This window comes from Kangiella shandongensis, from assembly GCF_020005365.1.
Taxonomy (GTDB): Bacteria; Pseudomonadota; Gammaproteobacteria; order Enterobacterales; family Kangiellaceae; genus Kangiella; species Kangiella shandongensis.
The window spans coordinates 37,748-62,954 of sequence record NZ_JACNML010000007.1 but is presented as its reverse complement, the minus strand read 5'-3'; the positions used below and the strand labels follow the sequence as shown (position 1 = coordinate 62,954).

The 25,207-nt window shown below is 44.7% G+C and carries 30 protein-coding genes and 2 tRNA genes; 4 read left to right on the top strand and 28 right to left on the bottom strand.

What is annotated here, in order from left to right:
- Position 1: 1 nt before the first annotated feature.
- The 13 genes from H7708_RS09120 to thrS all read right to left on the bottom strand — a co-directional run bounded on the left by H7708_RS09120 (position 2) and on the right by thrS (position 12,916).
- Entirely contained in the window at positions 2–1,372 is a 1,371-nt protein-coding gene (locus H7708_RS09120; protein WP_223670367.1) for a restriction endonuclease subunit S, read from the bottom strand.
- The gene (locus H7708_RS09115; protein ID WP_223670366.1) at positions 1,362–3,131 is read right to left on the bottom strand and encodes a type I restriction-modification system subunit M; all 1,770 of its coding nucleotides are present in this window, start codon (positions 3,129–3,131) and stop codon (positions 1,362–1,364) included. The genes H7708_RS09120 and H7708_RS09115 overlap by 11 nt, the downstream gene beginning before the upstream one ends.
- Positions 3,121–4,353 (bottom strand): PDDEXK-like family protein, encoded by a 1,233-nt coding sequence (locus tag H7708_RS09110; protein ID WP_223670365.1) that lies wholly within the window; start codon positions 4,351–4,353, stop codon positions 3,121–3,123. Before H7708_RS09110 ends, H7708_RS09115 begins: the two co-directional genes overlap by 11 nt.
- A gap of 184 nt (positions 4,354–4,537) precedes the next feature.
- Positions 4,538–4,628: transfer RNA gene (locus H7708_RS09105), tRNA-Ser, on the bottom strand.
- 152 nt (positions 4,629–4,780) lie between these two features.
- Positions 4,781–4,857: transfer RNA gene (locus H7708_RS09100), tRNA-Pro, on the bottom strand.
- 88 nt (positions 4,858–4,945) lie between these two features.
- Positions 4,946–5,296, bottom strand: coding sequence for a MerR family transcriptional regulator (locus tag H7708_RS09095; protein ID WP_068990037.1), 351 nt, complete (start codon positions 5,294–5,296; stop codon positions 4,946–4,948).
- Positions 5,277–5,576 carry an integration host factor subunit alpha gene (locus tag H7708_RS09090; RefSeq protein WP_046560878.1) on the bottom strand — a complete coding sequence of 100 codons (300 nt, stop codon included), beginning with the start codon at positions 5,574–5,576 and terminating at the stop codon, positions 5,277–5,279. Before H7708_RS09090 ends, H7708_RS09095 begins: the two co-directional genes overlap by 20 nt.
- 44 nt (positions 5,577–5,620) lie before the next feature.
- A complete protein-coding gene (gene pheT / locus H7708_RS09085) occupies positions 5,621–7,999 on the bottom strand; it encodes a phenylalanine--tRNA ligase subunit beta (RefSeq protein ID WP_223670363.1) in 2,379 nt (792 codons plus the stop codon).
- Positions 8,000–8,209: 210 nt separating this feature from the next.
- A complete protein-coding gene (gene pheS, locus H7708_RS09080) occupies positions 8,210–9,226 on the bottom strand; it encodes a phenylalanine--tRNA ligase subunit alpha (protein WP_223670362.1) in 1,017 nt (338 codons plus the stop codon).
- Between the two features lie 444 nt (positions 9,227–9,670).
- The gene (gene rplT, locus H7708_RS09075; RefSeq protein ID WP_068990028.1) at positions 9,671–10,030 is read right to left on the bottom strand and encodes a 50S ribosomal protein L20; all 360 of its coding nucleotides are present in this window, start codon (positions 10,028–10,030) and stop codon (positions 9,671–9,673) included.
- Between the two features lie 18 nt (positions 10,031–10,048).
- A complete protein-coding gene (gene rpmI, locus H7708_RS09070; RefSeq protein WP_046560874.1) occupies positions 10,049–10,246 on the bottom strand; it encodes a 50S ribosomal protein L35 in 198 nt (65 codons plus the stop codon).
- A gap of 181 nt (positions 10,247–10,427) precedes the next feature.
- Positions 10,428–10,961 (bottom strand): translation initiation factor IF-3, encoded by a 534-nt coding sequence (gene infC / locus H7708_RS09065; RefSeq protein WP_223670522.1) that lies wholly within the window; start codon positions 10,959–10,961, stop codon positions 10,428–10,430.
- Positions 10,962–10,987: 26 nt separating this feature from the next.
- Positions 10,988–12,916: a threonine--tRNA ligase gene (gene thrS, locus H7708_RS09060; protein WP_223670360.1), complete on the bottom strand. Its 1,929-nt coding sequence runs from the start codon at positions 12,914–12,916 to the stop codon at positions 10,988–10,990.
- Between the two features lie 270 nt (positions 12,917–13,186).
- Between thrS and H7708_RS09055 the strand changes: the two genes are divergently transcribed.
- Positions 13,187–13,621 (top strand): GFA family protein, encoded by a 435-nt coding sequence (locus H7708_RS09055; protein WP_223670359.1) that lies wholly within the window; start codon positions 13,187–13,189, stop codon positions 13,619–13,621.
- 315 nt (positions 13,622–13,936) lie between these two features.
- Here the strand turns inward: H7708_RS09055 and H7708_RS09050 are convergent, their stop codons facing one another.
- The 4 genes from H7708_RS09050 to H7708_RS09035 all read right to left on the bottom strand — a co-directional run bounded on the left by H7708_RS09050 (position 13,937) and on the right by H7708_RS09035 (position 16,439).
- Complete coding sequence (locus H7708_RS09050) at positions 13,937–14,272, bottom strand: hypothetical protein (protein WP_223670357.1); 336 nt, start codon at positions 14,270–14,272, stop codon at positions 13,937–13,939.
- A gap of 79 nt (positions 14,273–14,351) precedes the next feature.
- Positions 14,352–14,954, bottom strand: a complete 603-nt coding sequence (locus H7708_RS09045; RefSeq protein WP_223670356.1) for a hypothetical protein — start codon at positions 14,952–14,954, stop codon at positions 14,352–14,354.
- Between the two features lie 145 nt (positions 14,955–15,099).
- On the bottom strand, positions 15,100–15,912 hold the full coding sequence (locus H7708_RS09040) for a hypothetical protein (protein ID WP_223670354.1): 813 nt from the start codon (positions 15,910–15,912) through the stop codon (positions 15,100–15,102).
- 152 nt (positions 15,913–16,064) lie between these two features.
- Positions 16,065–16,439: a cupin domain-containing protein gene (locus H7708_RS09035; protein ID WP_223670352.1), complete on the bottom strand. Its 375-nt coding sequence runs from the start codon at positions 16,437–16,439 to the stop codon at positions 16,065–16,067.
- A gap of 198 nt (positions 16,440–16,637) precedes the next feature.
- Here H7708_RS09035 and H7708_RS09030 point away from each other — a divergent pair, with 198 nt between their 5' ends.
- Entirely contained in the window at positions 16,638–17,651 is a 1,014-nt protein-coding gene (locus tag H7708_RS09030; protein ID WP_223670350.1) for a sphingomyelin phosphodiesterase, read from the top strand.
- A 10-nt stretch (positions 17,652–17,661) separates the two neighbouring features.
- On the opposite strand, the gene H7708_RS09025 is transcribed toward H7708_RS09030, so the two are convergent.
- The 10 genes from H7708_RS09025 to gloA form a co-directional block, all read right to left on the bottom strand.
- On the bottom strand, positions 17,662–17,847 hold the full coding sequence (locus tag H7708_RS09025) for a CPXCG motif-containing cysteine-rich protein (RefSeq protein ID WP_223670348.1): 186 nt from the start codon (positions 17,845–17,847) through the stop codon (positions 17,662–17,664).
- Positions 17,848–17,887: 40 nt separating this feature from the next.
- Entirely contained in the window at positions 17,888–18,265 is a 378-nt protein-coding gene (locus tag H7708_RS09020) for a TM2 domain-containing protein (protein ID WP_223670347.1), read from the bottom strand.
- Positions 18,259–18,516: a membrane protein insertion efficiency factor YidD gene (gene yidD / locus H7708_RS09015; protein ID WP_223670345.1), complete on the bottom strand. Its 258-nt coding sequence runs from the start codon at positions 18,514–18,516 to the stop codon at positions 18,259–18,261. Before yidD ends, H7708_RS09020 begins: the two co-directional genes overlap by 7 nt.
- Before the next feature lie 6 nt (positions 18,517–18,522).
- On the bottom strand, positions 18,523–18,747 hold the full coding sequence (locus tag H7708_RS09010; RefSeq protein ID WP_223670343.1) for a DUF4177 domain-containing protein: 225 nt from the start codon (positions 18,745–18,747) through the stop codon (positions 18,523–18,525).
- 143 nt (positions 18,748–18,890) lie between these two features.
- Positions 18,891–19,019 carry a DUF2474 family protein gene (locus tag H7708_RS09005; RefSeq protein WP_223670342.1) on the bottom strand — a complete coding sequence of 43 codons (129 nt, stop codon included), beginning with the start codon at positions 19,017–19,019 and terminating at the stop codon, positions 18,891–18,893.
- Complete coding sequence (gene cydB / locus H7708_RS09000) at positions 19,019–20,020, bottom strand: cytochrome d ubiquinol oxidase subunit II (RefSeq protein WP_223670340.1); 1,002 nt, start codon at positions 20,018–20,020, stop codon at positions 19,019–19,021. The genes H7708_RS09005 and cydB overlap by 1 nt, the downstream gene beginning before the upstream one ends.
- Entirely contained in the window at positions 20,017–21,447 is a 1,431-nt protein-coding gene (locus H7708_RS08995) for a cytochrome ubiquinol oxidase subunit I (RefSeq protein ID WP_223670338.1), read from the bottom strand. Before H7708_RS08995 ends, cydB begins: the two co-directional genes overlap by 4 nt.
- A 215-nt stretch (positions 21,448–21,662) precedes the next feature.
- Positions 21,663–22,115 (bottom strand): DUF2059 domain-containing protein, encoded by a 453-nt coding sequence (locus H7708_RS08990; protein WP_223670336.1) that lies wholly within the window; start codon positions 22,113–22,115, stop codon positions 21,663–21,665.
- 23 nt (positions 22,116–22,138) lie between these two features.
- A complete protein-coding gene (locus tag H7708_RS08985; protein WP_223670335.1) occupies positions 22,139–22,546 on the bottom strand; it encodes a hypothetical protein in 408 nt (135 codons plus the stop codon).
- A 103-nt stretch (positions 22,547–22,649) separates the two neighbouring features.
- Complete coding sequence (gloA, locus tag H7708_RS08980; RefSeq protein WP_223670333.1) at positions 22,650–23,042, bottom strand: lactoylglutathione lyase; 393 nt, start codon at positions 23,040–23,042, stop codon at positions 22,650–22,652.
- Between the two features lie 165 nt (positions 23,043–23,207).
- On the opposite strand from gloA, the gene pyrC reads away from it, so the two are divergent.
- Both pyrC and rnt read left to right on the top strand, forming a co-directional pair.
- A complete protein-coding gene (gene pyrC, locus H7708_RS08975) occupies positions 23,208–24,248 on the top strand; it encodes a dihydroorotase (RefSeq protein ID WP_223670332.1) in 1,041 nt (346 codons plus the stop codon).
- A gap of 15 nt (positions 24,249–24,263) precedes the next feature.
- Entirely contained in the window at positions 24,264–24,923 is a 660-nt protein-coding gene (gene rnt / locus H7708_RS08970) for a ribonuclease T (RefSeq protein WP_223670330.1), read from the top strand.
- Here the strand turns inward: rnt and H7708_RS08965 are convergent, their stop codons facing one another.
- Positions 24,924–25,172, bottom strand: a complete 249-nt coding sequence (locus H7708_RS08965) for a hypothetical protein (RefSeq protein WP_223670328.1) — start codon at positions 25,170–25,172, stop codon at positions 24,924–24,926.
- Positions 25,173–25,207: the final 35 nt, after the last annotated feature.

The following is a 25,207-nucleotide window of genomic DNA, read 5'->3' as shown; positions in this document are numbered from 1 at the left end:
TCTAAATTCCGCCTTTATTACCTGACAGCAATTCTGGGAGCAGCGTTTCCCTTGTTGCGGAAAGGCTAATACTTTGCTTTTCAAGCTCAGCAATATGACTATTTAAATTGCTGGCAATCACATCAAAATATTTATCTATGTCATTTGATGGCTTTGTGAACTTTATGTCTTCTAAGACCTGCTTTCGAAGTTCCGTCTGGCCTGTACTACCTGCGCCACTTGCTTCAATGTAGGCTTCGTTTGTTAGCATTAGCCCAGTGAGGAAAGATTTACTAATCTTTGCCGTATTGGCTCTAACTACCGTTACATGACTGTCTACTACTACTGTTGTTTCATTTAAAAACCTTACGGGAGAAAGTCTGCCTAATGTTCCGACCCCGGTTGAGTTAACAAGTACATCGCCAATTTCAATTTGCCTTCCGTCAATTTTTCTTTTTGTCGGATCATTTCTTCTGGCTAATGAAAAATTGATTGTATGGTTTCTAATACATTTCTGATTAAGTACTAGAACGCCGCCTTCTTCGGTATATTTAGGCGATATTCCTCGGCGTAACTCTGTAGTACACGAGGCCAAATCAGAAATTGTCCAACCCTCAGGAATCTTTCCAAGCTCCGACTCCTGCATGGCTGATGGAAAGAGCGCAGCGGTTCGGGCTAGTTGATCGTATGCATCAGGTTTTGATTGCTTTAACTCAGCTAATTGTTCGGAGCTTTTGGCTGCAATCATGCTCATGGCTGCTAGCTCTGCTTCTTTAGCCGTTCCGCTAGCCTCTAAAACAGAAATTTTTGCTTTGACCGGATCAAAATCGACAAACCAGCTTTTGAACAATGCTTGGGCAATTTGCTCTAAGGTTTGGTTGGTTTTGGCGTTTAAAGCTACCTTGTCATCAATTTCTTTTAAAAATTTACCTGCTTCCTTTCTTATATCCTTATCTGGGTAATCGAACTCAAACTCCGCAAGTGACTGCCAAGCCACGCGTTGCCGACCAGATGTTCCTTCCATGCGTGATTGTGCATAGGCCCTGAATTCGGGATGCCTTGCAAGGTAATAGACATAGTCCTCGTCGTATTCCGGTTCTTTGGCGGACATGACAATAAATTCTGTGGATCCATGCCCATGCTCATCCTGATTTAAACAGTTTACTTTTGCTGTCTTTCCATTCTCGAGACAAGGTGTTATTCGTGCGAATAGCGTATCGCCATTTTTAAATTTTGATCCCCCTCCTTTAAACTCTCTTTCTCCGAGTTCGCTTACATCTCGGTTGTCGACTGGTAAGGCCGCCATTTCTATGAAAGGCTTGGTCTCTCCCTTCTTAATCGGTCGTTTAGGGTTAAAATCGACAATGTCTGATATGGTTTTGTTAGAGCTCATAACCAATCCCCGCTAAATTGTCCTTAATAGCTTTTTCTAATCGATCGGATTCTTCAAACTGGGACTTAAGCTGTACTGTCAAACGCTGCATTTTTTCTGGGAATGGCTCATCGTCTATGTCGATATCCGCCGCTCCCACATATCGACCAGGTGTTAATACAAAGTCGTGTTTTTTAAGGTCATCCAAAGATGCGGAATAACAGAAGCCTTTAATATCTTCGTAATTCTCACCTTTTTGCCAGGCGTGGAATGTGTCAGCAATTTTGGCAATGTCTTCGTCTGTAAAATCTCTCAAGACACGATCTTTTAAGAAGCCTAGATTTCTAGCGTCGATAAATAAGGTTTCGCCGCGACGGTCGCGTTTGCCATTGCCGCCTTTTTTGTTTTTAGTTAAGAACCAAATACAGGCTGGAATTTGAGTGTTGGTAAATAGCTGTCCGGGTAACGCCACCATACATTCAATAAGATCACCGGGGACGTTATTTTCTGTATTACCTAGAATTAGAGATTTTCTGATTTCACCCTCATTGTTGGTATTCGAACTCATGGAGCCATTTGCCAACAATAAGCCCATCGAGCCGTTATCGTTAAGGTGATGCAGCATATGCTGGATCCAGCCGTAGTTGGCGTTGCCAGCAGGTGGTGTACCGTATTTCCAGCGAACATCACCTTCAAGCTTGGCATGCCACCAGTCTTTGATATTGAATGGAGGGTTGGCCATCACATAGTCAGCACGCAGGTCTGGATGCTGATCATCTAAGAAGGTATCCGCATTCTTTTTACCAAAATTAAAGTCAATGCCACGAATGGCCATGTTCATCGCAGCTAGCTTCCAGGTTGTTGGGTTACTCTCCTGGCCATATACAGAAATATGCTTTCGTTGTTCGGCAGCGTTATAGTGCTTATCCAAGGCATGGGCTTCGATAAATTTATCGTTGCTGACAAAAAATCCACCGGCTCCCATGGCGGGGTCATACACACGGCCTTGATAGGGTTCCAGCATTTCAACAATGAGCGTAACAATGCTTTTTGGGGTGTAGTATTGGCCGCCTTGCTTGCCTTCTGCTAATGCGAATTGCCCAAGGAAGTACTCATACACATGACCAAGAATATCTTTGCTATGAAGGTCTAGCTTTTGCCCTTTATATTCTGGATTGCGGAAACTGGTATCTGAGAACTTATTGATAAGCTCAGTTAAGTTGTGGTTGTCTACTTCATAACGACTGATACGAGGTAGAACGCCTTTTAGCTTCGGGTTGGCGAGCTTATCATCAATCTTGTAGGTTTCGATGGATTCTAGGGCGTTGTCTATCAGCTTTGAGATAGAGGTGAGTTTGAATTTATCCCCCCCCTGGCCATTGAGTAGAGAGCCTAGTTCAATTTCAGTGCCGATTGGAAGCGCAGCAGAGCTTTTTAAAAACTCCCAACGCGCTTGCTTGGGTACCCAAAAGACATTTTTTTCTTGGTAGTATTCGTGTAACTCTAGCTCGTTATTGATGGCTTCATTGTATTCTTCGTCGCTGTCATAATCGTCACGCGGCATGTAGTAGATGTTGTCGTCACTGCTGTCTTCGGTAAACAGAGTGCGCAGTTCTTGCTGGCGCTCTTCAAATGCGTCTGATACATATTTTAGGAAGATAAGGCCCAGTACAACATGCTTATAGTTTGCTGCATCTAAGTTGTTGCGAAGTCGATCAGCTGACTTCCATAGTTTATCATCTAAATCTTTTAAAAACTCTTGTTCTTCTTTATTGGTCATTGCTTTTCTCAATAGTGTTAAATAGCGCTTTAAGCTCTGTGGTTTTTGGTTGCAGTATTTTCTCTAGCTTTTTATACAGTCTCTTGGCTATTTTCTTTAATTCATCAAATTCATTTTCGGACTCTAACGCATCAAGGATATTTGCCCTTTCAGAGTAAGCCCTTGAGTATACCGCTCCTTCTTTAAAGGCAGCTTTAGTTAATTTAAACCCTTCTTTATCGAATACTTTGACTATCTGTGCTCTAAGCTTGGGATCGGCTACTGGGCCAATCTCGAAACATAGACTAAGCTTCTCTCCCTTGCTCGTATTTCTAAACCAACAATAATATGGGAATTTATAATTTAGGCGCTTCCATCTCGATAGTTCTACTTCAGGGGTTACCTCAACTATTTCTTTTGGCAGGAAGAAAAGCATATTGCCGCACTCTTGAATTACCGCTCCTCTGTCTTCGGACACTCCTAACTCTTCAAGAGCTTCGACACACGCTTCATTTAACCTTGACGAGGCACCGTAAGAAACAATCAGATCTATTGCGTCTCGATGCTTTCTGTAAATACTCTTACAGAGCTTTTCTAGTTCTTCGTCTTGCATAGTTAACCTTTTTAATATTTGCAGGTAGTTATCAATAAAACCTATGGCTTCTTGTGTCTGGCTTTCTTGAAATCTTAATTGCAGTTTTTCTAAGAGCTCTAAAATTAAACTTAGACTTACAGGTAAATAGCCGAGTTTGATGCCTTTGTGGGACGGTGGTTCGCCCTCAACGGTTAGGAAGATGGGTACGACGTTATAATCGCCCCAGCCTTCTTCTACTGTATTGATATATTTTTCAAGTTGATGTTCGCTTTCTTTGGCTTTGATTTTATTTTCGATTATTACGACTAAACTATTTTGCTCGCTAACCAGCAAAACATCTATATTTTTCCACTCTCTATATACCTGTAAATCGGCGTACGTCGACAACTCAACGTCTGAGGCAGATATTGGTGCTTCATATTCAGATTCGTGAATTACTCTTGATAAAAAGCGCTGAAAGAATTTATACCCGAAATTATGGTGTCCTTGAGGATCAAAAAGCCAAGCTAAAGTATTACTATGACGAATTTCATAGTGTGTAATACCTAAGACATCAAAGATATTAAACTGGGCCAGCCTATCTGATACAGAATCCAGCTCTGCATTATCAACAATAAAGTTATTAATTAACTGATTTTCATTATCCATACGTAAGCACTATTATTTTTATAGATGTATAGTTTTTCTTTTATCCTAATGGATACTAGCTCTTTCAGTGAACCAGTTCAACTTTCAAGGCAAAGCAAATTTGCATTAAACATATAAAAATAAAGGTAAGGAAGGTAGGAATTCAGACATAAAAAAACCGCCAATTAAGGCGGTTTCTTTAATATGGCGGAGAGGGTGGGATTTGAACCCACGAAGGGCTACAAACCCTTGCCGGTTTTCAAGACCGGTGCATTCAGCCGCTCTGCCACCTCTCCGAATTGCGCGAAATAATACCGTAACCACTGGTTAGATGGAAGCCCTTTTTTGAAAAAAACGTAACTTTTTTGGGCTTTTACCTAAGTTTTAATCAATTCGTTTATTCTTTGCTCAAAACTGAAGTCGATATTAGTTCTAATACTGTTTTAATTGGTCGGAGCGAGAGGATTTGAACCTCCGACCCCTTGCACCCCATGCAAGTGCGCTACCAAGCTGCGCCACGCTCCGACAAGATCTCATGATCAGAAAAACGATACGAATAGTACCGTTTTTCTCATGAAATGCAATGTAAAAATTGAAGTATTGGTAAGAAAGATTAAATCGTCAGGAATCGTTTAATTTTTTCTAGTTCTTCAATGATATCATCAATTTGGGCTGATTCGGCCGCATTGCCGTTTTCACCACCCTCTTCCAGGCATTGGCGCGCACCACCAATGGTGTAGCCATGCTCATACAATAGAGAACGGATCTGGCGAACGATGAGGACGTCTTCGCGCTGGTAGTAACGACGGTTACCACGGCGCACAGGATCAAGCTGATCGAACTCTTGTTCCCAATAACGTAATACGTGCGGCTTCACCGCACATAAGTCACTCACTTCTCCAATTGTAAAATAGCGCTTACCTGGAATTGCTGGTAATTCATTATTATTGCTCGGTTCCAACATAGTCGGCTACTTTCCCTCTAAGTTTCTGCCCAGGTTTAAACGTGACAACGCGTCGCGCGCTGATCGGGACTTCTTCCCCTGTTTTCGGGTTTCGTCCTGGGCGTTGTGCCTTGTCACGTAACTCAAAATTACCGAAGCCTGAGAGCTTGACATTATATCCTTGCTCCAAGGAATCGCGGATCTGCTCAAAAAAAGCTTCTACGATTTCTTTGGACTCACGTTTATTGAGCCCTAGCTCTTCGTATAAACGTTCCGCCATATCAGCTTTTGTTAATGCCATAATCAATCTCCGCTGTAAACTAGTGTAGAACACCGTTTATCCATTTAGTTCCTAAGCACCGCCTGATATTCTTCTGCCAGCCCAGATACGACTTTATCGACCACTGAATTAATTTCAGCATCTTCTAGTGTCTTATCTGGATGACGTAAGGTCATACCGAGAGCAATACTCTTCTTCCCTTTTTCTAGATGCTCACCCTTGTATATATCAAAAATAAAGGCATCTGTCAGTAAATTCCCGCCAATTTTTACAATGAAATCAATTAATTCCCCACCTTTTACGTTTTCATCGACAATTACGGCTAAATCGCGTCGAATCGATGGGAATTTCATCAATGGCTTAAATTCAGGCAATTTACGCTCAGATAGCGCCTCTAAATCCAATTCGAAGACAAATGTATCTAGGTCTAAATCCACTTTTTGCTGAATCTCAGGGTGGAGTTTTCCGAGATAACCAATCTTTTTACCGTCGCGTAAAATGTCGGCTGACTGGCCTGGATGCAGGATGCTTTTATCCGATGGTACGAAGTCGAAACGGAACTTGGTAGCATTTAACAGAGCTTCGATATCACCTTTGACGTCGTAGAAATCGACTTTGCGTCCGTCGCCGCTCCAGGATTCAATATAACGACGACCAGCGACCAGACCGGCAATTGTTGGGATCTGTTGTAATTCGTCAGCCGAGGTCTCGAAGCGCAACCCCATTTCGAAGAAACGGATACGACTTTGCTGGCGGTTGATGTTGAACTGTGCCGCCTGGACCAGACCCGGCAGTAGGTTAGTACGCATAACGCCCATCTCGCTGGAGATTGGGTTCATTAATGGCAATGGCTTCTGTGCCGGCTCCAGAACCGCCTGTAGCTTCGGTTCGACGAAGCTGTAGGTAATCGCTTCCTGGTAGCCACGGTTTACCATTAGATCACGCAACAGGTTCTTGAATACGCGATTTTCGTTCTGCATGAACATCGCCATTTCGCCCTGTGGCTTGCGGATCGGCAGTTTGTTATAACCGTAGACACGAACCAGTTCTTCAATCAGGCTTTCTTCGTTGTCGATATCGAAACGGAAGCTCGGTACAGCCACGTCCCAGCCTTCATCGTTCGCATTCAGCCCAAGGCCCAGACGCGTCAGGATATCTTCGACCTGCTCGTCTGAGAAGCTGACACCAACGACGCGCTTAATGCGATCACGACGTAACGTCAGGTGACCATTGCTAGGCATTTCATCTTTATCTACTGCTTCGATGATGTTGCCCGGCTTACCGCCAACGATGTCGAGCAGTAATTCGGTAGCACGCTCCATGGCGGTTCTTTGTAGCTTATAGTCCACGCCACGCTCGTAGCGATGCGAAGCATCGGTATGCAGGCCATATTGACGCGCTTTACCAGCTACCGCGATAGCGTCAAAATAGGCGCTCTCAAGGAAGATATCCTGTGTTTCCGTAGTCACGCCCGAATGCTCACCGCCCATGACGCCAGCGATGGCTAAAGGCTTCGAGTTATCGGCGATCATCAGGGTGTCTTCGGTCAGTTCAACTTCCTGACCATCGAGTAGCGTCAATTTTTCGTCTTTCTTCGCCATACGCACATCAATCGCACCATCGATTTTTGCTAAATCGAAAGCATGCATCGGATGGCCCATTTCAAGCAAAACATAGTTAGTGACGTCGACTACCGGATCGATCGAACGAACGCCCGAGCGCTCGATGCGCTGTACCATCCACTGCGGTGTTGTCGCTTCCGGGTTAATGCCTTTAATCACTCGCCCCAGATAACGTGGGCAGGCTTTCGGTGCACTGAGCTTGATGTCCAACTCGTCGCTGACTTCGCCCGTGATGGACTTAGGCGTCACTTCCGTTACGTCCTGCTGCGTTAAGACACCGACTTCACGCGCGATGCCGCGAATACCGAGGCAGTCGCCGCGGTTTGGCGTCAGATCGACCTCGATCACGTGATCATCAAGGTTCAATAGTGCTTTCAGATCGGTACCCAGCGGCGCATCGGAAGGCAGCTCCATAATGCCGTCACTGTCTTCGCCAATCTTCAACTCGGTTTCCGAGCACAGCATACCGAACGAATGGACGCCGCGAAGTTTGGCTTTCTTAATCTTGAAGTCACCCGGTAGTACAGCACCAATCATGGCCACAGCCACTTTAAGGCCTTTGCGTGCGTTCGGCGCACCACAGATAATCTGTAGCGGCTCATCGCTGGCGTCGCCGACGTTAACCGTACAGACCTGTAATTTATCGGCATCAGGATGCTGCTCAGCTTCGCTGATTTCACCCACAACCACGCCCGAGAAGTTATCGCCCAGATATTCAAAGCCGTCGACTTCCAGACCGGCCATGGTGAGTTTATCGACTAATTCTTGAGTGGAAATTTCAGGGTTTACCCACTCACGTAACCACTGTTCACTAAATTTCATAGCTTTTTTCCAATATAGGATGGGTTAGCTGCAAGCGTAACCCATCTTCTAGTATTTGTATGATGGGTTGCGGATAAATCCTAACCCATCCTATGGTTCTCTTCTCTTCTGTCACTCCCACGAAAGTGGGAATCTATATCAGTCGCATTTTTTGACAGAGATCCCCGCCTACGCGGGGATGACATTACTGCTGAAAAATCAGCAATAATATCAATTAAACTGCTTCAGGAAGTTCAGATCATTCTCGAAGAACAAGCGTAAGTCGTTAACGCCGTAACGCAACATGGTTAGACGCTCTACCCCGATACCGAAAGCAAAACCGGTGTACTTTTCACTGTCGACGTTGACCGATTCCAGTACTTTCGGATGCACCATGCCGCAGCCAAGGATTTCTAACCAGCCAGTATGACTACAGACTCGGCAGCCTTCTCCGCTACACATGACACACTCGATATCCATTTCTGCCGATGGCTCGGTGAATGGGAAGTAAGACGGACGGAAACGTACGCCCAGGTCTTTTTCAAAGAAGTGCGTGACAAACTCATAAAGAACGCCTTTCAGATCAACGAAGGTCGTGCTTTCATCGATCAGGAGGCCTTCAACCTGGTGGAACATCGGCGTGTGCGTAATATCAGAGTCACAACGGTAAACACGGCCCGGTGCGATCATGCGGTACGGTGGTTCGGAGTTTTCCATTTCGCGGATCTGCACTGGTGATGTATGCGTTCTCAGCAGACGACCGGCGTCGACGTAGAAGGTATCGTGCATCGCACGCGCCGGGTGATGTTCTGGGATATTCAAAGCCGTAAAGTTATGGAAATCGTCTTCGACCTCTGGGCCTTCTGCCACGGAAAAGCCCATTTGGCCAAAGTACGACTCAATACGTCTTAAGGTGCGGTTTACTGGGTGTACACCGCCCACCTCTGAGTTACGTCCGCTCAGAGTGACATCAATCGTTTCACTGGCAAGCTTGGCATTAATTTCAGCCGTTTTAATCGCGTTTTGCTTGGCTTCGATAATGGCGAAGACTTCTTTCTTCGCTTCGTTAACCTTAGCGCCAAATTTTGGCTTTTCTTCTGGAGGCAGGGTTCCCATCTGCTTCATCTGTGCAGTGATCAGCCCTTTCTTACCCACGAAGCGCGCTTTAACTTGCTCGAGTTCCGGTAAAGATTCAACCGCGCTGATTTCTGTTTCAGCTTGTTGGATAATTTCTTGTAAGTCGGCCATGATAATTACTCATAGTGTTTTATTTTGTAGCAAAATAGTGTGTGGCATATACCCAATCAGCTTGGAAATACACGTTTCAGAGCTCCGCCAGTGCGCTAATGCAAGGCGTGACTCGACGGCAATGGCCGAGTTCCTTGGCAAGAGTCGCAACACCGCAGTAGCGTTCTGGCGAAGCTCCCAGAGGCGGGGCTAAAAGTACTTTATACCGTGTTAAATTCTGAAAGATTTGCACCCACCAAACCTTCCAGAATCTGTCTTGTCTAAAGTGCTTTTTTCTCCCGCTGAAATCACGCATTTCCAAGCTGATTGGGTATAAAAAAAGGAAGAGCATCTCTGCCCTTCCTTTAAGACTTTAATCGCGTGCCACCGTGGTTGTTTAGAACCAGCCCCGATGGCCAATGCTATTCTTTTTAAACCGAGGTCTGAAAAGAACAGATGCTTGGATTAAGCGTCCAGGGCAGATTTAGCTTGCTCTGCAAAAGCAGCAAAAGCTACTTTATCAAAAACGGCCAATTCTGCTAGCATCTTACGATCAATTTCAATGTTTGACTTTTTCAAACCATTGATAAAACGGCTATAAGACAAACCGTGATTACGTGATTCAGCGTTGATACGTGCAATCCATAGTGAACGGAATTGACGCTTACGTTGACGACGGTCACGATATGCATATTGACCCGCTTTAATTACAGCTTGTTTAGCTACACGATAAACACGACTACGTGCACCGTAGTAACCTTTAGCCTGCTTTAAAACTTTCTTGTGACGTGCGTGAGCTGTCACACCGCGTTTTACTCTTGCCATCTCTTAAATCCTCACCAATTACCCGTTAGGAAGCATACGATCGATTTGCTTTGTATCCGCGGCATCAACTAGCTTGCCGTGGCGCAAATGACGCTTACGCTTAGTGGATTTCTTGGTCAAGATGTGACGCAAGTGTGATTGCTTGTGCTTATAACGACCCGAAGCAGTCTTTTTGAAACGCTTCGAAGCACCGCGGTCAGTTTTCATCTTTGGCATAGTAATATACTCGCATTTGATTACTGTCATGGCCATTGCTCTTAACAACATGCTACACACAATCGTTTGGAGCCATGATAAGTTTAAAAAACGGATAATCCAGCAAAAGCCGGTTTATCCAACCTTTTGAAGTCTATTAAGCGCCTTGCGGACTTTTGTCCGACCGGAGCCGGACGCTCAATTACTTCCTCTTGTTGGGGGCAACCACCATCGTCATCTGACGACCTTCCATTGATGGACGTTGCTCAACTGAACCGTACTCTTCCAGGTCTTTTTCGACACGCTTCAACAACTCCATTCCGAGTTCCTGGTGCGCCATCTCACGACCACGGAAGCGGACAGTGATTTTCGTCTTGTCCCCATCTTCCAGAAAACGTATAAGGTTGCGTAGTTTTACCTTATAGTCCCCTATATCCGTCCCTGGGCGAAACTTGATTTCTTTGACCTGGGTAACTTTCTGCTTTTTCTTAGCAGCCGCTTTCGCCTTCTTCTGCTCGAAAAGGTATTTACCAAAGTCCATAATTTTACAGACCGGTGGCTTCGCATCTGGCGAAACTTCCACCAAATCCAGCTCAGCTTCTGCAGCCTTCGCCAGAGCATCTTTAATTCCAACCACGCCAACGTTTTCACCGTCAGCCACAATTAAACGAACTTCTTTCGCTCGAATATTTTCATTTATGCGCTGTCTATCGTCGCGCTTTTGACCTTTTTTAATGTGTCTAGTCCTCTAATTGGTTAAAATTATTCGGATTCATCCGCTTTTCTGGCGCGTTTTGCTACCGCTGCTTCCAGTAGTTCTGCGAATGCATCTATATCCATGCTACCCAAGTCCTCGCCTTCACGAGTTCTCACGGCAACCTGGTTATTTTCAACTTCGCGGTCCCCCACCACTAACAGGAACGGAACACGCGCTAATGTCTGCTCGCGAATTTTAAATCCGATCTTCTCATTTCTCAAGTCCGAATTTACCCTAAATCCCTTATTTTTCAAGGAATCTGCTGTTTTTTTGCAAAAATCAGCGTGTTTGTCGGTAATATTCATGATAACAGCTTGTGTTGGCGCTAACCAAGCAGGGAACTTTCCGGCGTATTCTTCGATTAAAATACCGATAAAACGCTCCAACGATCCCAGAATGGCGCGATGTAACATCACCGGAACTTCGCGTTCGCCACTTTCGGCGACATATTCGGCACCTAAACGGCCCGGCATCGAGAAGTCGACCTGAATCGTGCCGCACTGCCAATGGCGTTCCAGACAGTCTTTCAACGTGAACTCAAGCTTTGGTCCATAGAAGGCACCTTCACCCGGCTGATATTCAAATTCAATATTATTCGCTTTTAAGGCTTCTGCCAGCGCCGCTTCTGCCTTATCCCAAACTTCATCCGAGCCAACACGCTGCTCCGGGCGAGTTGACAACTTCACGATAACATCATTAAAGCCAAAGTCACGATAAACGTCATACAGCATCTCGATAAACTTCGAGACTTCTTCCTGGATCTGATCTTCCGTACAGAAGATGTGCGCATCATCCTGTACGAAGTTACGCAGACGCATGATGCCGTGTAACGCGCCCGACGGCTCGTTACGGTGGCAAGAGCCGAACTCGGCCATACGCAATGGCAGATCACGGTAGCTCTTTAGTCCAGCGTTATAAATCTGTACGTGGCATGGGCAGTTCATCGGCTTAATCGCATAGTCACGCTGGTCCGATTCCAGCGTAAACATGTCGTCGCCGAACTTATCCCAGTGGCCTGACTTTTCCCACAGGCTGCGATCGACGATTTGTGGCGTCTTCACTTCCTGATAATCGTGTTCTTTCAAGCGATCACGGATATATTGCTCCAGCGTCTTGTAGATAGTCCAGCCTTTGTCGTGCCAGAAAATCATGCCCGGCGCTTCTTCCTGAAGGTGGAATAAGTCCAGTGCTTTAGCAATTTTACGGTGATCGCGCTTTTCCGCTTCTTCTAAGCGCTTCAAGTAGCCTTTCAGCTCTTTCTTGTTAGTCCAGGCCGTACCGTAGATACGCTGTAGCATTTCATTGTTCGAATCACCACGCCAATAGGCACCGGCCACTTTCATCAGCTTAAATGCTTTCAGCTTCGATGTGCTCGGTACGTGTGGGCCTCGACATAAGTCGATAAAGTCGCCCTGCTTGTATAGTGACAATTCCTCGTTCGTAGGAATCGACTCGATAATCTCAGCCTTGTATTCCTCACCCATGTTACGGAAGAAAGTCACTGCGTCGTCGCGTTCCATTACGGTACGCTCAACCTCAAGGTTCTCCTTTGAGATTTTCTCCATCTCTTTCTCGATGGCACGCAGGTCATCTTCGGTAAACGGCTTCTCGGTCGCAAAGTCATAGTAGAAACCATTGTCGATCACAGGACCGATGGTTACCTGAACATTGTCGAAAAGGCGTTGCACCGCTTGCGCCAACAAGTGCGCGGTGGAGTGACGAATGATCTCTAAGCCCTCTTCATCACGATCGGTAATGATCGCCAGCTCAGAGTCAGAATCCATAACATAACTGGTATCAACAAGCTTTCCGTCAACTTTTCCGGCTAAAGCAGCTTTGGCTAAACCAGGGCCAATATCGCTCGCTACGTCGTGTACAGAAACGGCTTTATCAAATTCTCGCTGACTACCATCTGGTAAAGTAATTACAGGCATTGCAAATCTCTCTGTTCGAATATAAGCCCTACGAACGGCTTATTATTCATGTTTTATATTCTTAAAAACGTATTTTAACGTCAAAAAGCCCACCACACACCCTCTATTAAGCGGCAAATCAGGCATTTTCACGAAAAATTAGGATAAGGGAGTGATTATGGGTGAATTGCTAGAATATGCAAGGGTTCACAGGAAAAATTCTTGATTTTATATGGCTCTGTCGTAACGTAGAGTTATATCAATCCAATTAATCTCAGAACGGAGTCTGCAATGTCAACAAAACCAGAAACCACCACCCTAAATGGCAAATGCCTATGCAAACGTGTCGGCGTCCATGTGGCCGAAGCCAAGCCTCATGTCGACTCCTGTCACTGCTCTATGTGTCGTAAATGGTCAGGCGGACCATTACTGGCACTGGATTGCGGTACCCAGGTCAGCTTCGAAGGTCAGGAAAATATTAAGACCTTTGATTCCTCCGACTGGGCAGAGCGCGGCTTTTGTACCAACTGTGGCACTCACCTCTTCTATAAACTGAAAGAAGCGAATCAATACATCATGCCCGCAGGCTTATTTGATGATCTGGAGCACGCCGACTTCACCACCCAGATCTTTATTGACGAAAAGCCGGATTACTACGAATTCGCCAATAAAACCAAAATGATGACTGGCGAAGAAGTGTTTGCAGAATTTGCGGGCGAAGGATAGCAACTAGATTAAAATTAAAAATTATAGGATGGGTTACGGGTTATAAGGTCTGCCCCTTGGGTAAACCCATCCTATAAACTCAGGACCACTTTAAAAGCTGAAATCAATATCACTTACTACCATGATATTTTGGTGCTTTGAGATGAGGACACTGCTCCATTCCGCGTTTAGCTATTCGATATATTTTAGACACAGGATGTTCTGCTATTGCTGTGCTTAATCTGTGGGCAGTATAACCGTTACCCTTATCTACATAGAAATAAGAATAGGTAGCCTTATCAGGGTTATAACTATAAGGAACTGAATGCTTATAGTTTAAACTAAGGGCATCAATACTTGAAAACGCTTTTTTATACTAGGACAATCTTCATCGTGATAAACGTAACGCTTATCCTCGATATTCTTTTTCGCCTCAGAGTAAGTAATAAAGTTATTCGCTTTTATCATGTCTACAAATTGCTCACGAGGATTCTTTTCATAAATAGCATTGACAATAATTACCTCGCCATCCACTGCCTGAAAGTAAACGGTTTCGCTTACCCCGCCTTCTTTAAACACAACTAAAATAGGTGGAAAACCGAAAAAGCCTCCCTGATATTTAACAGAATAAACATCTGCCAGTTCTTTAACCTCAAATTCATTAAAAACCACAGAGTTTCTAGCGGTGCAAGCTACCGAGCTAAGTGTGATAAATATGAAAAGGATACGATGCATATACTTATATCGTATCTTAACGATCTTGAACTAAGTTTGGCGGTTCTGTCGGATGTGGACAGCTTTGTATAGCGTCAATCGCTTTCTGGTTAAGCTCTGCAACTGGGTGCTCTTTTATTGCTGTAATCACAATCTTTGTAATAGGGAACTTATTATCTTTATAAATGTATTTATAGGTTGGGAAGTCAAAACCTAGTGAGTAATCGCTTCTTTTATACTCAAATTCATGGCCTTCTAAGTCATTAAAAAATCTTTTTACACTAATACAATCAGCAGCGAAATAGTTTTTTGTTTTAACACGAAGTAAGTTAGTTGCTTCGGCATACCCTATATTTGGGGTGCGCTTTAAGATACTTTTAAACTGATTAAAAGGACTTACAGCAAACTTTTTATGACTGATAAACTTTTGAGGGTGATTAAAATAAAAGCTTTCTTTGACGAAACCATTTTCTTGAGTTGTGAGTGAGTACATCCTGTCGATATATTCATCTTGATACTTTAGGGAATATGCTTTTGCCTTATCAAAGGTGTCGTCTTCAGCTGGCTTAAGCCTTTCACCACCACAAGAAACAAGAACTGAAAATACAGAAAGAGTTATGAGTTGTTTTATCAAAGTCATTTAGTATCCTATGTATCTAGATTTTAGTTAGCGCATTCTACAAATTGGTAAGTTCCATCACGATAAAACTTGTAAAGATTTAGATCACTCCCAATAATTATAATGACGTCTGATCGGTAAGTATGATTCATTCTAGTTATGATTTTTATACCTTCATCTCTGTGAATGTTAAATTTTTAACTACATCCTCAATATTTCTTTCTTTACGTTGTTGATCGTAAAAAGGGGTACCAATAACCACCGCATACCGATGTAATATTTTCTTCACACTAGTCTGACTGACAGCACTGAAGTAAGTTTTGCTCATTATCTTTGTCTGATCGGATATACCAAAAATAGCCGATAAGGCAATCACCTCATCTCCAGAGCCATTATTTAGTATACCGGGTTTAGCTCCATAACAAACATCAGCCCACTGTTTATTTTGATAGTTAGATCGTTGGCAAAACTTAAGGTGCTCCCTCATGCGTCTAACCTGCATATCGACCAACTCTTCAGCTGAAAAAAGATTAGGTTCTAATAACTTTTCGAACTCATAGTGAGTCTCAATAATGTTTTTAGCGATCCCTCTGGCGGTTCTAGTACCACAGTTTAAAGGGTGGCTTTTGTCTTGTGGTTTAGGTCTTAAAGGCTTAGGTTTCTCGATAATATCAGCCTGAGTAATAGTTCCTACATAAGGAGGTCGTGACTTATCAATGGACAATTTAATAAACGCAAAAGGAAGTTCAAAATAAATTTTCTTTGAGTTATGTTGATTATAGTTAATTGCCTCTACAACCACTTTGTTCAGTTTATTGTGAAGTTTTCGTTGTTCGTCACTTGGAAGCCACTTTAAGGTATTCTTTGCTTGTTTGGATATTCTTAATTTCTTACCCAAAAACGTTTTATTGCTGGGGTCTACAGGGCTTACAAAGTCTACATACTCTTGATTAGCGTTATTCTGTGGAGAGTTTTCCATTCCCTATCCTTTTAATTCCTTGTTTGTGATAATGGCCTGACAACCAGGATTCTAGATAAACCCCAAGTAAATATCAAGATATTGCAATTGTATAGTTTGCAATGTGAAGCGAACCCATATTTGCGACACCTATGTACCTTAATACTCTCGACCTACTTATGCTGTGTATCTTCTCCCGGCGTTATAAACAGGACTTTTGATGGCACCTTGGTTTTGGCGGTATGCCATATGTTTTTAGGTACTACCAGGAAATCACCTTCATCTTTTAACGTCGCTTCTTCGTACTCGCCGTCATTATCGAAAACAAAGGTTACTGTACCGGAGACCAATACAACGATTTCATCGCCTTTGGGGTGGTTTTCCCAGCTGCCCCAGTCGTCGCTGAACTCGTATATGGAAACCAGCTGGTGATCTTTAAAATCATTGTAGTTTTTATCAAGCTCACTGTAGACAGATGGCGTCACGTCAATCTGATCAACTTCGAGTTCTGGTTTGATAACGGCAAATGTATTTTTCAGGTTAGGCATAAGATTCCCTTCAAACGGCTCCAAATTAGAGGAGTCCATATTTAACTTCTGCTCAACGAAAGTCAATAATCGACTCTGTCTCATTTCACAGAAGCGTTATAAAAGCGTCATTTATTTGCACTATAAGTGTCACCCTGCCCGCTTTAACTATGACTTGGTTTAATCAACGGAACACAACTAAAACCTTAAGGGGGTAATATGAAACGGTTCCTATTGTTAGTGCTTATCGCTAGTACTTTGGTGCTTAACACAGCGCAGTCAGCCGAGCGACCAGAAATTAAGGTCATGGCTTATAATATTATGCAGTTGCCTATGATTGCGGGGAATTGGGATCAGCAGCAACGGGCGGCCCACCTGCCCGACGCTATCCGCGCGATGAACGAACAGCCCGACGTGATTATTTTCAGTGAAGTAATTAATGACTATGCTGACACGGCAGTCAACGACATGGCGGATATGTATCCTTATCGCACGCCGATTCTAGGGCAGGTTTGTCACGGTGGCGACTGGGACTCGATTCAGGGTGACTGTTCGAACGCTGTCACCGTGGTTCGTGGCGGTGTCGTTATCGCCAGTAAATACCCCATCGTCGAACAACATGCCTATGTTTTCTATAACACGATTTTCGGCAGTGCCGATTATCAGGCCAACAAGGGCGCGGTTTATGCTGAGATTGATATCAACGGTTATCGCTATCATCTGGTCGGGACCCACCTGCAGGCAACTCATGATGAGTCGGCGGATGATGAACATACCACTCGCATGAATCAATTGGACGAAATCAATGACTGGTTACAGCAGTTTAATATTAGCAGCAATGAACCTCTAATTTTTGGTGGCGATTTTAACGTGGATTTCGCCCTGGCGGATCAGGTGAACGATATGCTGCAACATGCGGATACGAATTTGTGGTATCAGTTTGATGGTACCGGCTCATACCCGGAAGATAACTGGATGTCGCGCTCCTATAATTATCATTACGGCTACGACATGTGTTACAACGACACACTCGATTATGTCATGACGCATAGGGATCATTTACAGCCGAGCCAGCCGGCGCAGCAAAGCGTCATTCCGCTAAAAGCAACAGAGTCATGGTATTGGTATTACTTATACGGTAACTGGCCTTTATGCAGCGGCGACTATTTCCACAATGGCTATACCCGAGATCTTTCCGATCACTATCCAGTGGTAGCGACTTATTCATACTGAGTACGCCCAATTAAAAATCTGCGTTAACGGTGAGGTTAATATCCTCACCGTTTACAATGACCGTAAACTCGATTGGGCGACAGCATACCTGACAATCTTCAATATATTCCTGAAAAGGAACAGAACCGTCGATAAGTACCGTGATGCTCTCACCGCAATAAGGACAGGCGACCTTTTTTTCAATTAGTTGATTCATACGAACTTAAATTATGACGAGAGTGACACAATAAAGAGCGTTATCGGTACTTCTTTAATATCTCTTCTGACAACTGGTTATTCCAGTCCTTGACTATCACCTGTGAGCGAAATAAAGACCATAACTCTTCAGCTGCAACGATGAGAATCATGACAATACCACCCCAAAAGACTGGTGTGAAAAGTAATATGACACCAATGATGATAAGCAATATATTTAGCAACCCTCGCCCCCACTTTTCTAGATAAAAATGGTGCAAACCGACAATAAAAAACCAGTTTAAAGCCGCATAAGTATCAGGGTCTTTAACTTTTTGCTTAAATTCACGGTAGTAAGCTTTACGGTGTTCCGCTGTTAGTGCGTTGACCTGACAGCGAAGATTTTCCTCTTCGGCATTCACTTCTTGCTGATTTAACATACGTCCCCTTTATAATCTTTATAATGCCTCGGTACAGGTTCAATACATTTACAAATACAGTCACGTTTCCCACAACGACGTATTCGCTCCCATCCTAAAGCAATCCCCTTACGCGTTCCAAACTTTTGTATTGATTCTAAGGTGTATGCTGAACAGGTTGGCTCAAAATTACAATCAATTCCAAACCAGCGCTGACCACCACCAGTGTTACGATAAAACGTAATCATGGCAATGGCTAGTCGCTTTATCATGAGAGATTAACGCCCCAAGGTCACAATCATGGCTTCGCGTTGCCAGAATAACCAGAAACGTTTCATTTCCAGCACCTGGAACACAACCTGCCAGCCTTCGGCAGCCAAAGCATTTAGCTCAGCTTCAATTTTTTGTAATGGCAAACCTGAAGAGCCCAAAAGAATGGTACCGCAACCACCTTCGGTGATATGCACAACTTTGTATTCTGAAAATCTATTATCGTTATTCATTGAATATCTCCTTCTTAATTAATTTTATAGTTTCCAAATATAAGCGCGCCGAAAATATAGCAAAGCATATCAGCTTTGTCTAAGCGATTATTGTATCTGCTTGTAGTAGAGAAAACGCTTCGAAGAACCTAATAGAAACAGGGCTAACCCAGGAACAGACGAATGACCAACCCTATCGCCGCTAAAGCCAATACACCAGCTAACCACAGGCCAACAAACCAGAGGGCTTTCTGCCACCCTGGTTTATTGTTCGGTTCTTGCTCTTGAGTCATTAGTGATAGGCCTCGCCTTCTTTCACTTTACCGCGGAAAACCCAATAAGCATAAGTGGTGTAAGCAAGGATAATTGGGATCAAGAATGCTGCGCCAACCAACAGAAACTTGAGGCTGGAATCCGGGGCTGCGGCCTGCCACACGCTGATCGATGGCGGCACTATGTTGGGAAAGAAACTGATAATCAGACCGATATAACTCAACAGGAACAAAGATATAGATAAAAGAAACGGGCTGGTATCACGCTCCTTTTTCAAGCAAATATACAGGCTGACACCGACGATAAAGACCAGCACAGGCACCACAAATAAGTAATAGATATTCGGTGCATCAAACCAGCGGTGTAAATATTGCTGTTCAATAAATACCATCCATAAGCTGATCAGGCCGATAAAGCCGAAGGTCGCCACGCCAGCCAGCTTGGCAATATTTCGCGCCAGTCGCTGCAGATTGCCGGTGGTTTTCATATTGAGCCAAGTAGAACCCAGCAAAACATACCCCACCACCAAAGCAACACCCGTGGTCAAGCTAAATGGTGTTAACCAGTCCCACCAACCGCCGGCATAAGCTCGTCCTTCGACGGTAATCCCCTGCACCAAAGCACCAAGCGCAATGCCCTGACACAAAGCGGCGACCAGTGAACCGATGGCAAAGCCTTTGTCCCAAAGATGTTGTGACTTGCGGGCACGCCAGTGAAACTCAAAAGCGACACCACGAAAAACTAGACCCAGCAACATCAAAATGATTGGCATGTATAGCGCTGGTAGAATAACCGAATAGGCCAGCGGAAATACGGCATAAAGCCCCCCACCGCCTAATACCAACCAGGTTTCATTACCATCCCAGATAGGAGCGATAGTATTCATCGCCGTTTCCTTGTCTTCCTTTTTCTTTAGCAAAGGAAACATGATACCGATGCCTAAATCAAAACCATCGAGGATAATGTAAGCCAGCACCGCAAAGGCAATTAAGCCAGCCCAAATTAATGCAAAATCGATCATCTGGCATCCTCCTCTGAGCTGTTATTCGAGTCCTGTGGCAAACGGCTGGATACTGTCACCGGCGTACTGACTTTGGTTTCTTCTTGTGCCACATCCCCTTTCTCACCCGGACGCACTCGCATCAGGCGCAAGGTATAAACGATGCCAGTACCAAAGACCAAAAAATAAACCACAACAAAAATGGCTAACGACGCGGCGACTGCCGGGGCATCCAAGGGGGAATGAGAATCATAGGTTCGCAGCAAACCGTATACCGTGTATGGCTGACGCCCGACTTCGGTCACGATCCAGCCGGCAATGGTGGCGACGATTCCCGCCGGAGCAAAGCACACCGCGACTTTTTGAATAAAACGATTGTCGTACAGCCTGCCTCGCCAACGTAAAAACAAACTGAATAGTCCGATAGCGATCATGCCCATGCCAATCGCGACCATGACACGGAAACTATAGAACACCCACTTCACATTGGGTCTATCTTCTTTGGCAAACTGATCGAGACCGACCAGCTCCCCGTCAAAGTCATGGGTTAGGATAAAACTCGCCATTTTAGGAATACCGATGGCATAATCGACGCGCTCTTCTTCGTCATTGGGAATACCGAAGAGCAATAGCGGCGCGCCTTTTTGTGTTTGGTAATTCCCCTCCATCGCCGCTACTTTTGCTGGCTGGTGTTCGAGAGTGTTCAAACCATGCATGTCGCCAATGAATAATTGAATTGGTGCGACAAAAGCCGCCATCCACATTGCCATAGAAAACATCAATCGTGCCGCATCATTCTTAACTTTTTCTTTGCGCTCTTTCAGCAAATGCCACGCGGCAACACCGCCGACAAGAAATGCCGTGCTTAAAAATGCAGCTGTCACCATATGCGCAAAGCGGTACGGAAACGAGGGATTAAAGACCACTTCAAACCAGTCTTTTGCAATGAACTGCCCCACCTCGTTATACGCATAACCGGCTGGCGTTTGCATCCAGCTGTTTACACTGAGAATCCAGAAAGCGGACATCAGAGTACCAACCGAGACCATTAAGGTAGAGAAGAAGTGGAGCTTTTTACCCACCTTATTCATACCGAACAACATGACACCTAAAAAGCCAGCTTCGAGGAAGAAAGCAGAAAGTACCTCATAGCCCATCAGCGGCCCTAACACCGGTCCGGTTTTATCGGAAAAGACACTCCAGTTGGTGCCTATCTGATAACTCATAACCACGCCAGAAACCACGCCCATACCAAAAATGATGGAGAATATTTTCAGCCAGTATTTAAAAGCGGTCAGGTAAATTGTTTTATGGGTTTTAAGCCAGAGGGCTTCGAGAACGGTAAGATAAGCAGCAAGGCCAATGGACAGGCCAGGAAAGACGATATGAAATGCGATGGTAAACGCAAATTGTACCCGCGCCAGCAGCACAGGATCGAGGAACTCCATCAATTACCTCCTTTAATCATAGGCCACTCTTTGACATAAGAGTTCATTACAAAGCCATGACAAATGGTGTGCCTTTATCTTAGCGCGGTATTGACCTATATCAAGGAAGATTCGCAGGATATTTTGTATGGGGAGAAGGAGTTTTGATTAGATTTTTTAATAAGTGTTTTATCATAGGGTGGGGCTGCCCCTTTGGGTAACCCCATCCTATAAACTTATTTCGCGTCGGCTTCCTGCATCATTCTAATAAGCTCTGACTGATTCTCCATCACCAGCTGCTCGCCAAGTTTCATTCCGTCTTCCATCATCTTTGTTGTTTTCAGTGCAACCTTCTGACCAACGTCGGTTCGATAGAATTCAGTAATTTTTTTGATTTCTGCCTCAGTAAAGTTTTCAGCATAAATTTGCGCAAAACGGCCTTTGACCTCTTCCCATTTGACGTACTGATCATAAAAATCAAGAAATGTTTGCCGATAGCGCATTAAACCTGGGTTTGCCTGGAGTTGCGTATCGATTCCTGCCTCCAGAGCATCCGAAAACTGCTCACCCATCTCCATCACTTCAAGTAACTCAAGAGCTGCATTTTTATGGCTCTCGGAAATTGCTTCTTCCGCTGACGCCATCCCGACCAGACCTAAAAGTGTTAATCCTAATACTAATTTTTTCATAATGTTTCCTTTTAAAGTTTATTTTAACTCCCGAACCAGCTTTTGAAGTTATCGCTATTGAGATAACCTCTTAAGCCAATTAAATAAACAACCACAAACAAGGAGCCGATGACCGCCAGAGCTCCCCATAAGGACAAAAAGTCTTTGGTTAAAACCATGGTTGTCAGCGCCTGTAATAATGCGACAACCCAGATTAGTGCTCTGAGCATGCCCCAGGCTTTACTCATTTTCGCCAGCAACACCAGTTGTCCAAATAGCAAGGTACCGAACAAAGACCAACTGGCAAAAGCAATCAATATCTCTGCCCCAGTCTCCGTGTACATATTAAATAATGTCCAGCCGACCACCACAATAATGATCAGATTAATCACTAATACCGTTTTAACGCCTTTCGGCATGCCAACTTTGTTTACGGTTTGTTCTTCGCTCATGGTCTTCTCTTTTTATTAAATTAATAAACCTTTAAATTCTACTCGTCATTCCCGCGAAGGCAGGAATGACCGACTCACACTCCCATATTTCAAATATGGAGTACTAGGCGTTATGGCGGTCTTCTAACAGCTCAATCTTGTAGCCGTCCGGATCTTCGACAAACGCTAACACGGTCGTACCATGCTTCATCGGACCCGGTTCGCGCACAATAACGCCACCAGCATCACGAATTTTCTCACAGGCTTTATAAACATCATCCACGGCAATTGCGATATGACCAAAGCCCTCGCCTTTTTCATAAGAGTCCGTATCCCAGTTCCAGGTCAGCTCCAATACCGTATTATCTTTTTCCGGGCCATAACCCAAAAACGCCAGGGTAAAACGCCCTGATTCGTAGTCGTGCTTGCGCAGTAGCTCCATGCCCATAATGTCACAATAAAACTTAACCGATTTGTCTAAATCGCCAACGCGTAGCATGGTATGTAATAATCTCACGATTCCTCCTGATCACCTCAGTTACCGCTTCTTACAGTTTCGAGGGTTTAGTTACTGTTTGGACTTGCGTATAATAGCGCGCCACTGTATTAAGTAAAGAGTCCATCAGGTAAACAGTCATTTCTGCTTTATTCATGGCAAAACGACATAACACCGAGATTACGTATGCAAACATTAACGATTACCCGCCCAGATGATTGGCACATCCACCTTCGCTCTGGCGCCGCGTTACAGCACACGGTAAAAGATGCCGCAAAGCAATTCGCCCGCGCTATCGTCATGCCGAACCTGGTTCCACCCGTGACCAATGTTGAGGAAGCCGACGATTACCGCCAAGCCATTCTGCGTCACGCTTCTGAGCGCATGGACTTTGAACCTTTAATGACTCTTTATCTAACGGATAACACCAGCGTTGAAGATATTGAAGCCGCAGTAGAAAGCGGTTTTGTGAAGGCCTGTAAGCTTTATCCTGCGGGCGCTACGACCAACTCTGATTCCGGCTTAACGGATATCGAAAATGCTTATCCTGTGTTTGAAAAGATGGCCGAAGTGGGCATGCCGTTGTTGGTTCACGGTGAGGTGACTGACGGTGATATCGATATTTTTGACCGCGAGAAAGTGTTTATCGATACCAAGCTTCGTCCTGTCGTCGAAAAGTTCCCGCAGCTCAAGGTTGTACTGGAGCACATTACAACCAAAGACGCCGTAGAATTTGTTAATGAACAGGGCCCGAACGTCGCAGCAACTATTACAGCGCATCACTTATTATTGAATCGCAACGACATGTTGGTTGGCGGCATCCGCCCACACCTATACTGCTTGCCAATTTTAAAGCGTCAGGAGCATCAGGCGGCGTTGTTGGTTGCAGCGACCTCAGGTTCACCAAAGTTCTTCCTGGGCACGGACAGTGCACCGCACGCCAAGAGCAAGAAAGAAGCGGCCTGTGGCTGTGCCGGCGTCTATACGGCATATGCCGCGATTGAGCTTTATGCGGAAGCCTTTGAAATGATGGGGAAACTGGATAAGTTAGAAGCTTTCGCCAGCTTCTACGGCCCTGACTTCTACGGTCTACCACGCAACGAGCAGAAAATTACGCTGGTCAAAGAGGAGTGGAAAATTCCAAGCAGCATTTGCCTGGGTAACGATCATTTGGTGCCTTTCCGCGCCGATGAAACCTTACAATGGAAGTTAAAGACGAAAAACTAATCGTTAGGATTTTTGATGATAAATTTGGCCCTGAAAGATCGCTTCCGCGGATTTTACCCTGTCGTTGTTGACGTTGAGACTGGTGGTTTTAATGCGCAAACTGACGCATTGCTAGAGATTGCTGCTGTAACCACATGCTATAACGCGCAGGGCCAGCTTGAACTGCATAAAAGCTATCATTTCAATATTGAACCGTTTGCAGGTGCCAATATCGAACAACGCGCTTTAGAATTTACCGGTATCGATCCCGATAACCCACTGCGCAACGCGGTCAATGAAAAAGACGCGCTTAAAGATATTTTTAAGGGCCTGCGAGCGGAACAAAAAGAAGCCGGGTGCAATCGATGTGTGCTGGTTGGTCACAATGCCTGGTTTGATCAAAGCTTTCTCAATGCCGCTGTAGAGCGAACCAATATCAAGCGCAGTCCTTTCCATCCTTTTACCAGTTTCGATACTGCTTCCTTATCCGCTTTGATGCTGGGACATACGGTTCTGGCGCAAGCCTGTAAGCGTGCCGATATTGAGTTTAGCCAGAAAGAAGCACACTCGGCGTTGTATGACGCGACGAAGACCGCTGAACTCTTTTGTCATCTGGTAAACCGAGCCAATCATGCACAGGCCAGCGCACCTTTTGTTGAAGAATTGACCCGTACTATTGAACTCAACAAGGACTAACTAGCCTTCATAAAGGCAACGCCCACACAACTCTTCACAGGTGAGCTCTAAAATTAGCGCCTTCACCAGTTGCTTGATCTTCGCCTGATTGCTTGAAGCCAGCTCCTGATAACTGATGAGCCCGCTATTAAACAGTCGTTGTAAATCACATCCCTGCCAACGGCCAATGACTTCCCCCGTCTCCTGCTCTATCAGCTCGAGCTTAGCTGGTCGCTTATCCAGCCAGGCATTGACCATATAATGAATCATTTAATAATCTCCTAGTTAACGCAATCACCCAAACG

What these genes read in the sequence shown, in the direction of transcription:
- H7708_RS09005 (WP_223670342.1), bottom strand. Translation starts at nt 19,019, where the DNA reads ATGACTCAAGAGCAAGAACCGAACAATAAACCAGGGTGGCAGAAAGCC.
- H7708_RS09045 (WP_223670356.1), bottom strand. Translation starts at nt 14,954, where the DNA reads ATGACTTTGATAAAACAACTCATAACTCTTTCTGTATTTTCAGTTCTT.
- pheS (WP_223670362.1), bottom strand. Translation starts at nt 9,226, where the DNA reads ATGGCCGACTTACAAGAAATTATCCAACAAGCTGAAACAGAAATCAGC.
- H7708_RS09120 (WP_223670367.1), bottom strand. Translation starts at nt 1,372, where the DNA reads ATGAGCTCTAACAAAACCATATCAGACATTGTCGATTTTAACCCTAAA.
- pheT (WP_223670363.1), bottom strand. Translation starts at nt 7,999, where the DNA reads ATGAAATTTAGTGAACAGTGGTTACGTGAGTGGGTAAACCCTGAAATT.
- H7708_RS09040 (WP_223670354.1), bottom strand. Translation starts at nt 15,912, where the DNA reads ATGGAAAACTCTCCACAGAATAACGCTAATCAAGAGTATGTAGACTTT.
- rplT (WP_068990028.1), bottom strand. Translation starts at nt 10,030, where the DNA reads ATGGCAAGAGTAAAACGCGGTGTGACAGCTCACGCACGTCACAAGAAA.
- rnt (WP_223670330.1), top strand. Translation starts at nt 24,264, where the DNA reads ATGATAAATTTGGCCCTGAAAGATCGCTTCCGCGGATTTTACCCTGTC.
- H7708_RS09110 (WP_223670365.1), bottom strand. Translation starts at nt 4,353, where the DNA reads ATGGATAATGAAAATCAGTTAATTAATAACTTTATTGTTGATAATGCA.
- H7708_RS09035 (WP_223670352.1), bottom strand. Translation starts at nt 16,439, where the DNA reads ATGCCTAACCTGAAAAATACATTTGCCGTTATCAAACCAGAACTCGAA.
- pyrC (WP_223670332.1), top strand. Translation starts at nt 23,208, where the DNA reads ATGCAAACATTAACGATTACCCGCCCAGATGATTGGCACATCCACCTT.
- H7708_RS08985 (WP_223670335.1), bottom strand. Translation starts at nt 22,546, where the DNA reads ATGAGCGAAGAACAAACCGTAAACAAAGTTGGCATGCCGAAAGGCGTT.
- H7708_RS09115 (WP_223670366.1), bottom strand. Translation starts at nt 3,131, where the DNA reads ATGACCAATAAAGAAGAACAAGAGTTTTTAAAAGATTTAGATGATAAA.
- H7708_RS08965 (WP_223670328.1), bottom strand. Translation starts at nt 25,172, where the DNA reads ATGATTCATTATATGGTCAATGCCTGGCTGGATAAGCGACCAGCTAAG.
- H7708_RS09030 (WP_223670350.1), top strand. Translation starts at nt 16,638, where the DNA reads ATGAAACGGTTCCTATTGTTAGTGCTTATCGCTAGTACTTTGGTGCTT.
- H7708_RS08990 (WP_223670336.1), bottom strand. Translation starts at nt 22,115, where the DNA reads ATGAAAAAATTAGTATTAGGATTAACACTTTTAGGTCTGGTCGGGATG.
- rpmI (WP_046560874.1), bottom strand. Translation starts at nt 10,246, where the DNA reads ATGCCAAAGATGAAAACTGACCGCGGTGCTTCGAAGCGTTTCAAAAAG.
- H7708_RS09095 (WP_068990037.1), bottom strand. Translation starts at nt 5,296, where the DNA reads ATGTTGGAACCGAGCAATAATAATGAATTACCAGCAATTCCAGGTAAG.
- thrS (WP_223670360.1), bottom strand. Translation starts at nt 12,916, where the DNA reads ATGCCTGTAATTACTTTACCAGATGGTAGTCAGCGAGAATTTGATAAA.
- H7708_RS09010 (WP_223670343.1), bottom strand. Translation starts at nt 18,747, where the DNA reads ATGAATAACGATAATAGATTTTCAGAATACAAAGTTGTGCATATCACC.
- H7708_RS09090 (WP_046560878.1), bottom strand. Translation starts at nt 5,576, where the DNA reads ATGGCATTAACAAAAGCTGATATGGCGGAACGTTTATACGAAGAGCTA.
- H7708_RS09020 (WP_223670347.1), bottom strand. Translation starts at nt 18,265, where the DNA reads ATGTTAAATCAGCAAGAAGTGAATGCCGAAGAGGAAAATCTTCGCTGT.
- H7708_RS09025 (WP_223670348.1), bottom strand. Translation starts at nt 17,847, where the DNA reads ATGAATCAACTAATTGAAAAAAAGGTCGCCTGTCCTTATTGCGGTGAG.
- yidD (WP_223670345.1), bottom strand. Translation starts at nt 18,516, where the DNA reads ATGATAAAGCGACTAGCCATTGCCATGATTACGTTTTATCGTAACACT.
- H7708_RS09055 (WP_223670359.1), top strand. Translation starts at nt 13,187, where the DNA reads ATGTCAACAAAACCAGAAACCACCACCCTAAATGGCAAATGCCTATGC.
- H7708_RS08995 (WP_223670338.1), bottom strand. Translation starts at nt 21,447, where the DNA reads ATGGAGTTCCTCGATCCTGTGCTGCTGGCGCGGGTACAATTTGCGTTT.
- cydB (WP_223670340.1), bottom strand. Translation starts at nt 20,020, where the DNA reads ATGATCGATTTTGCATTAATTTGGGCTGGCTTAATTGCCTTTGCGGTG.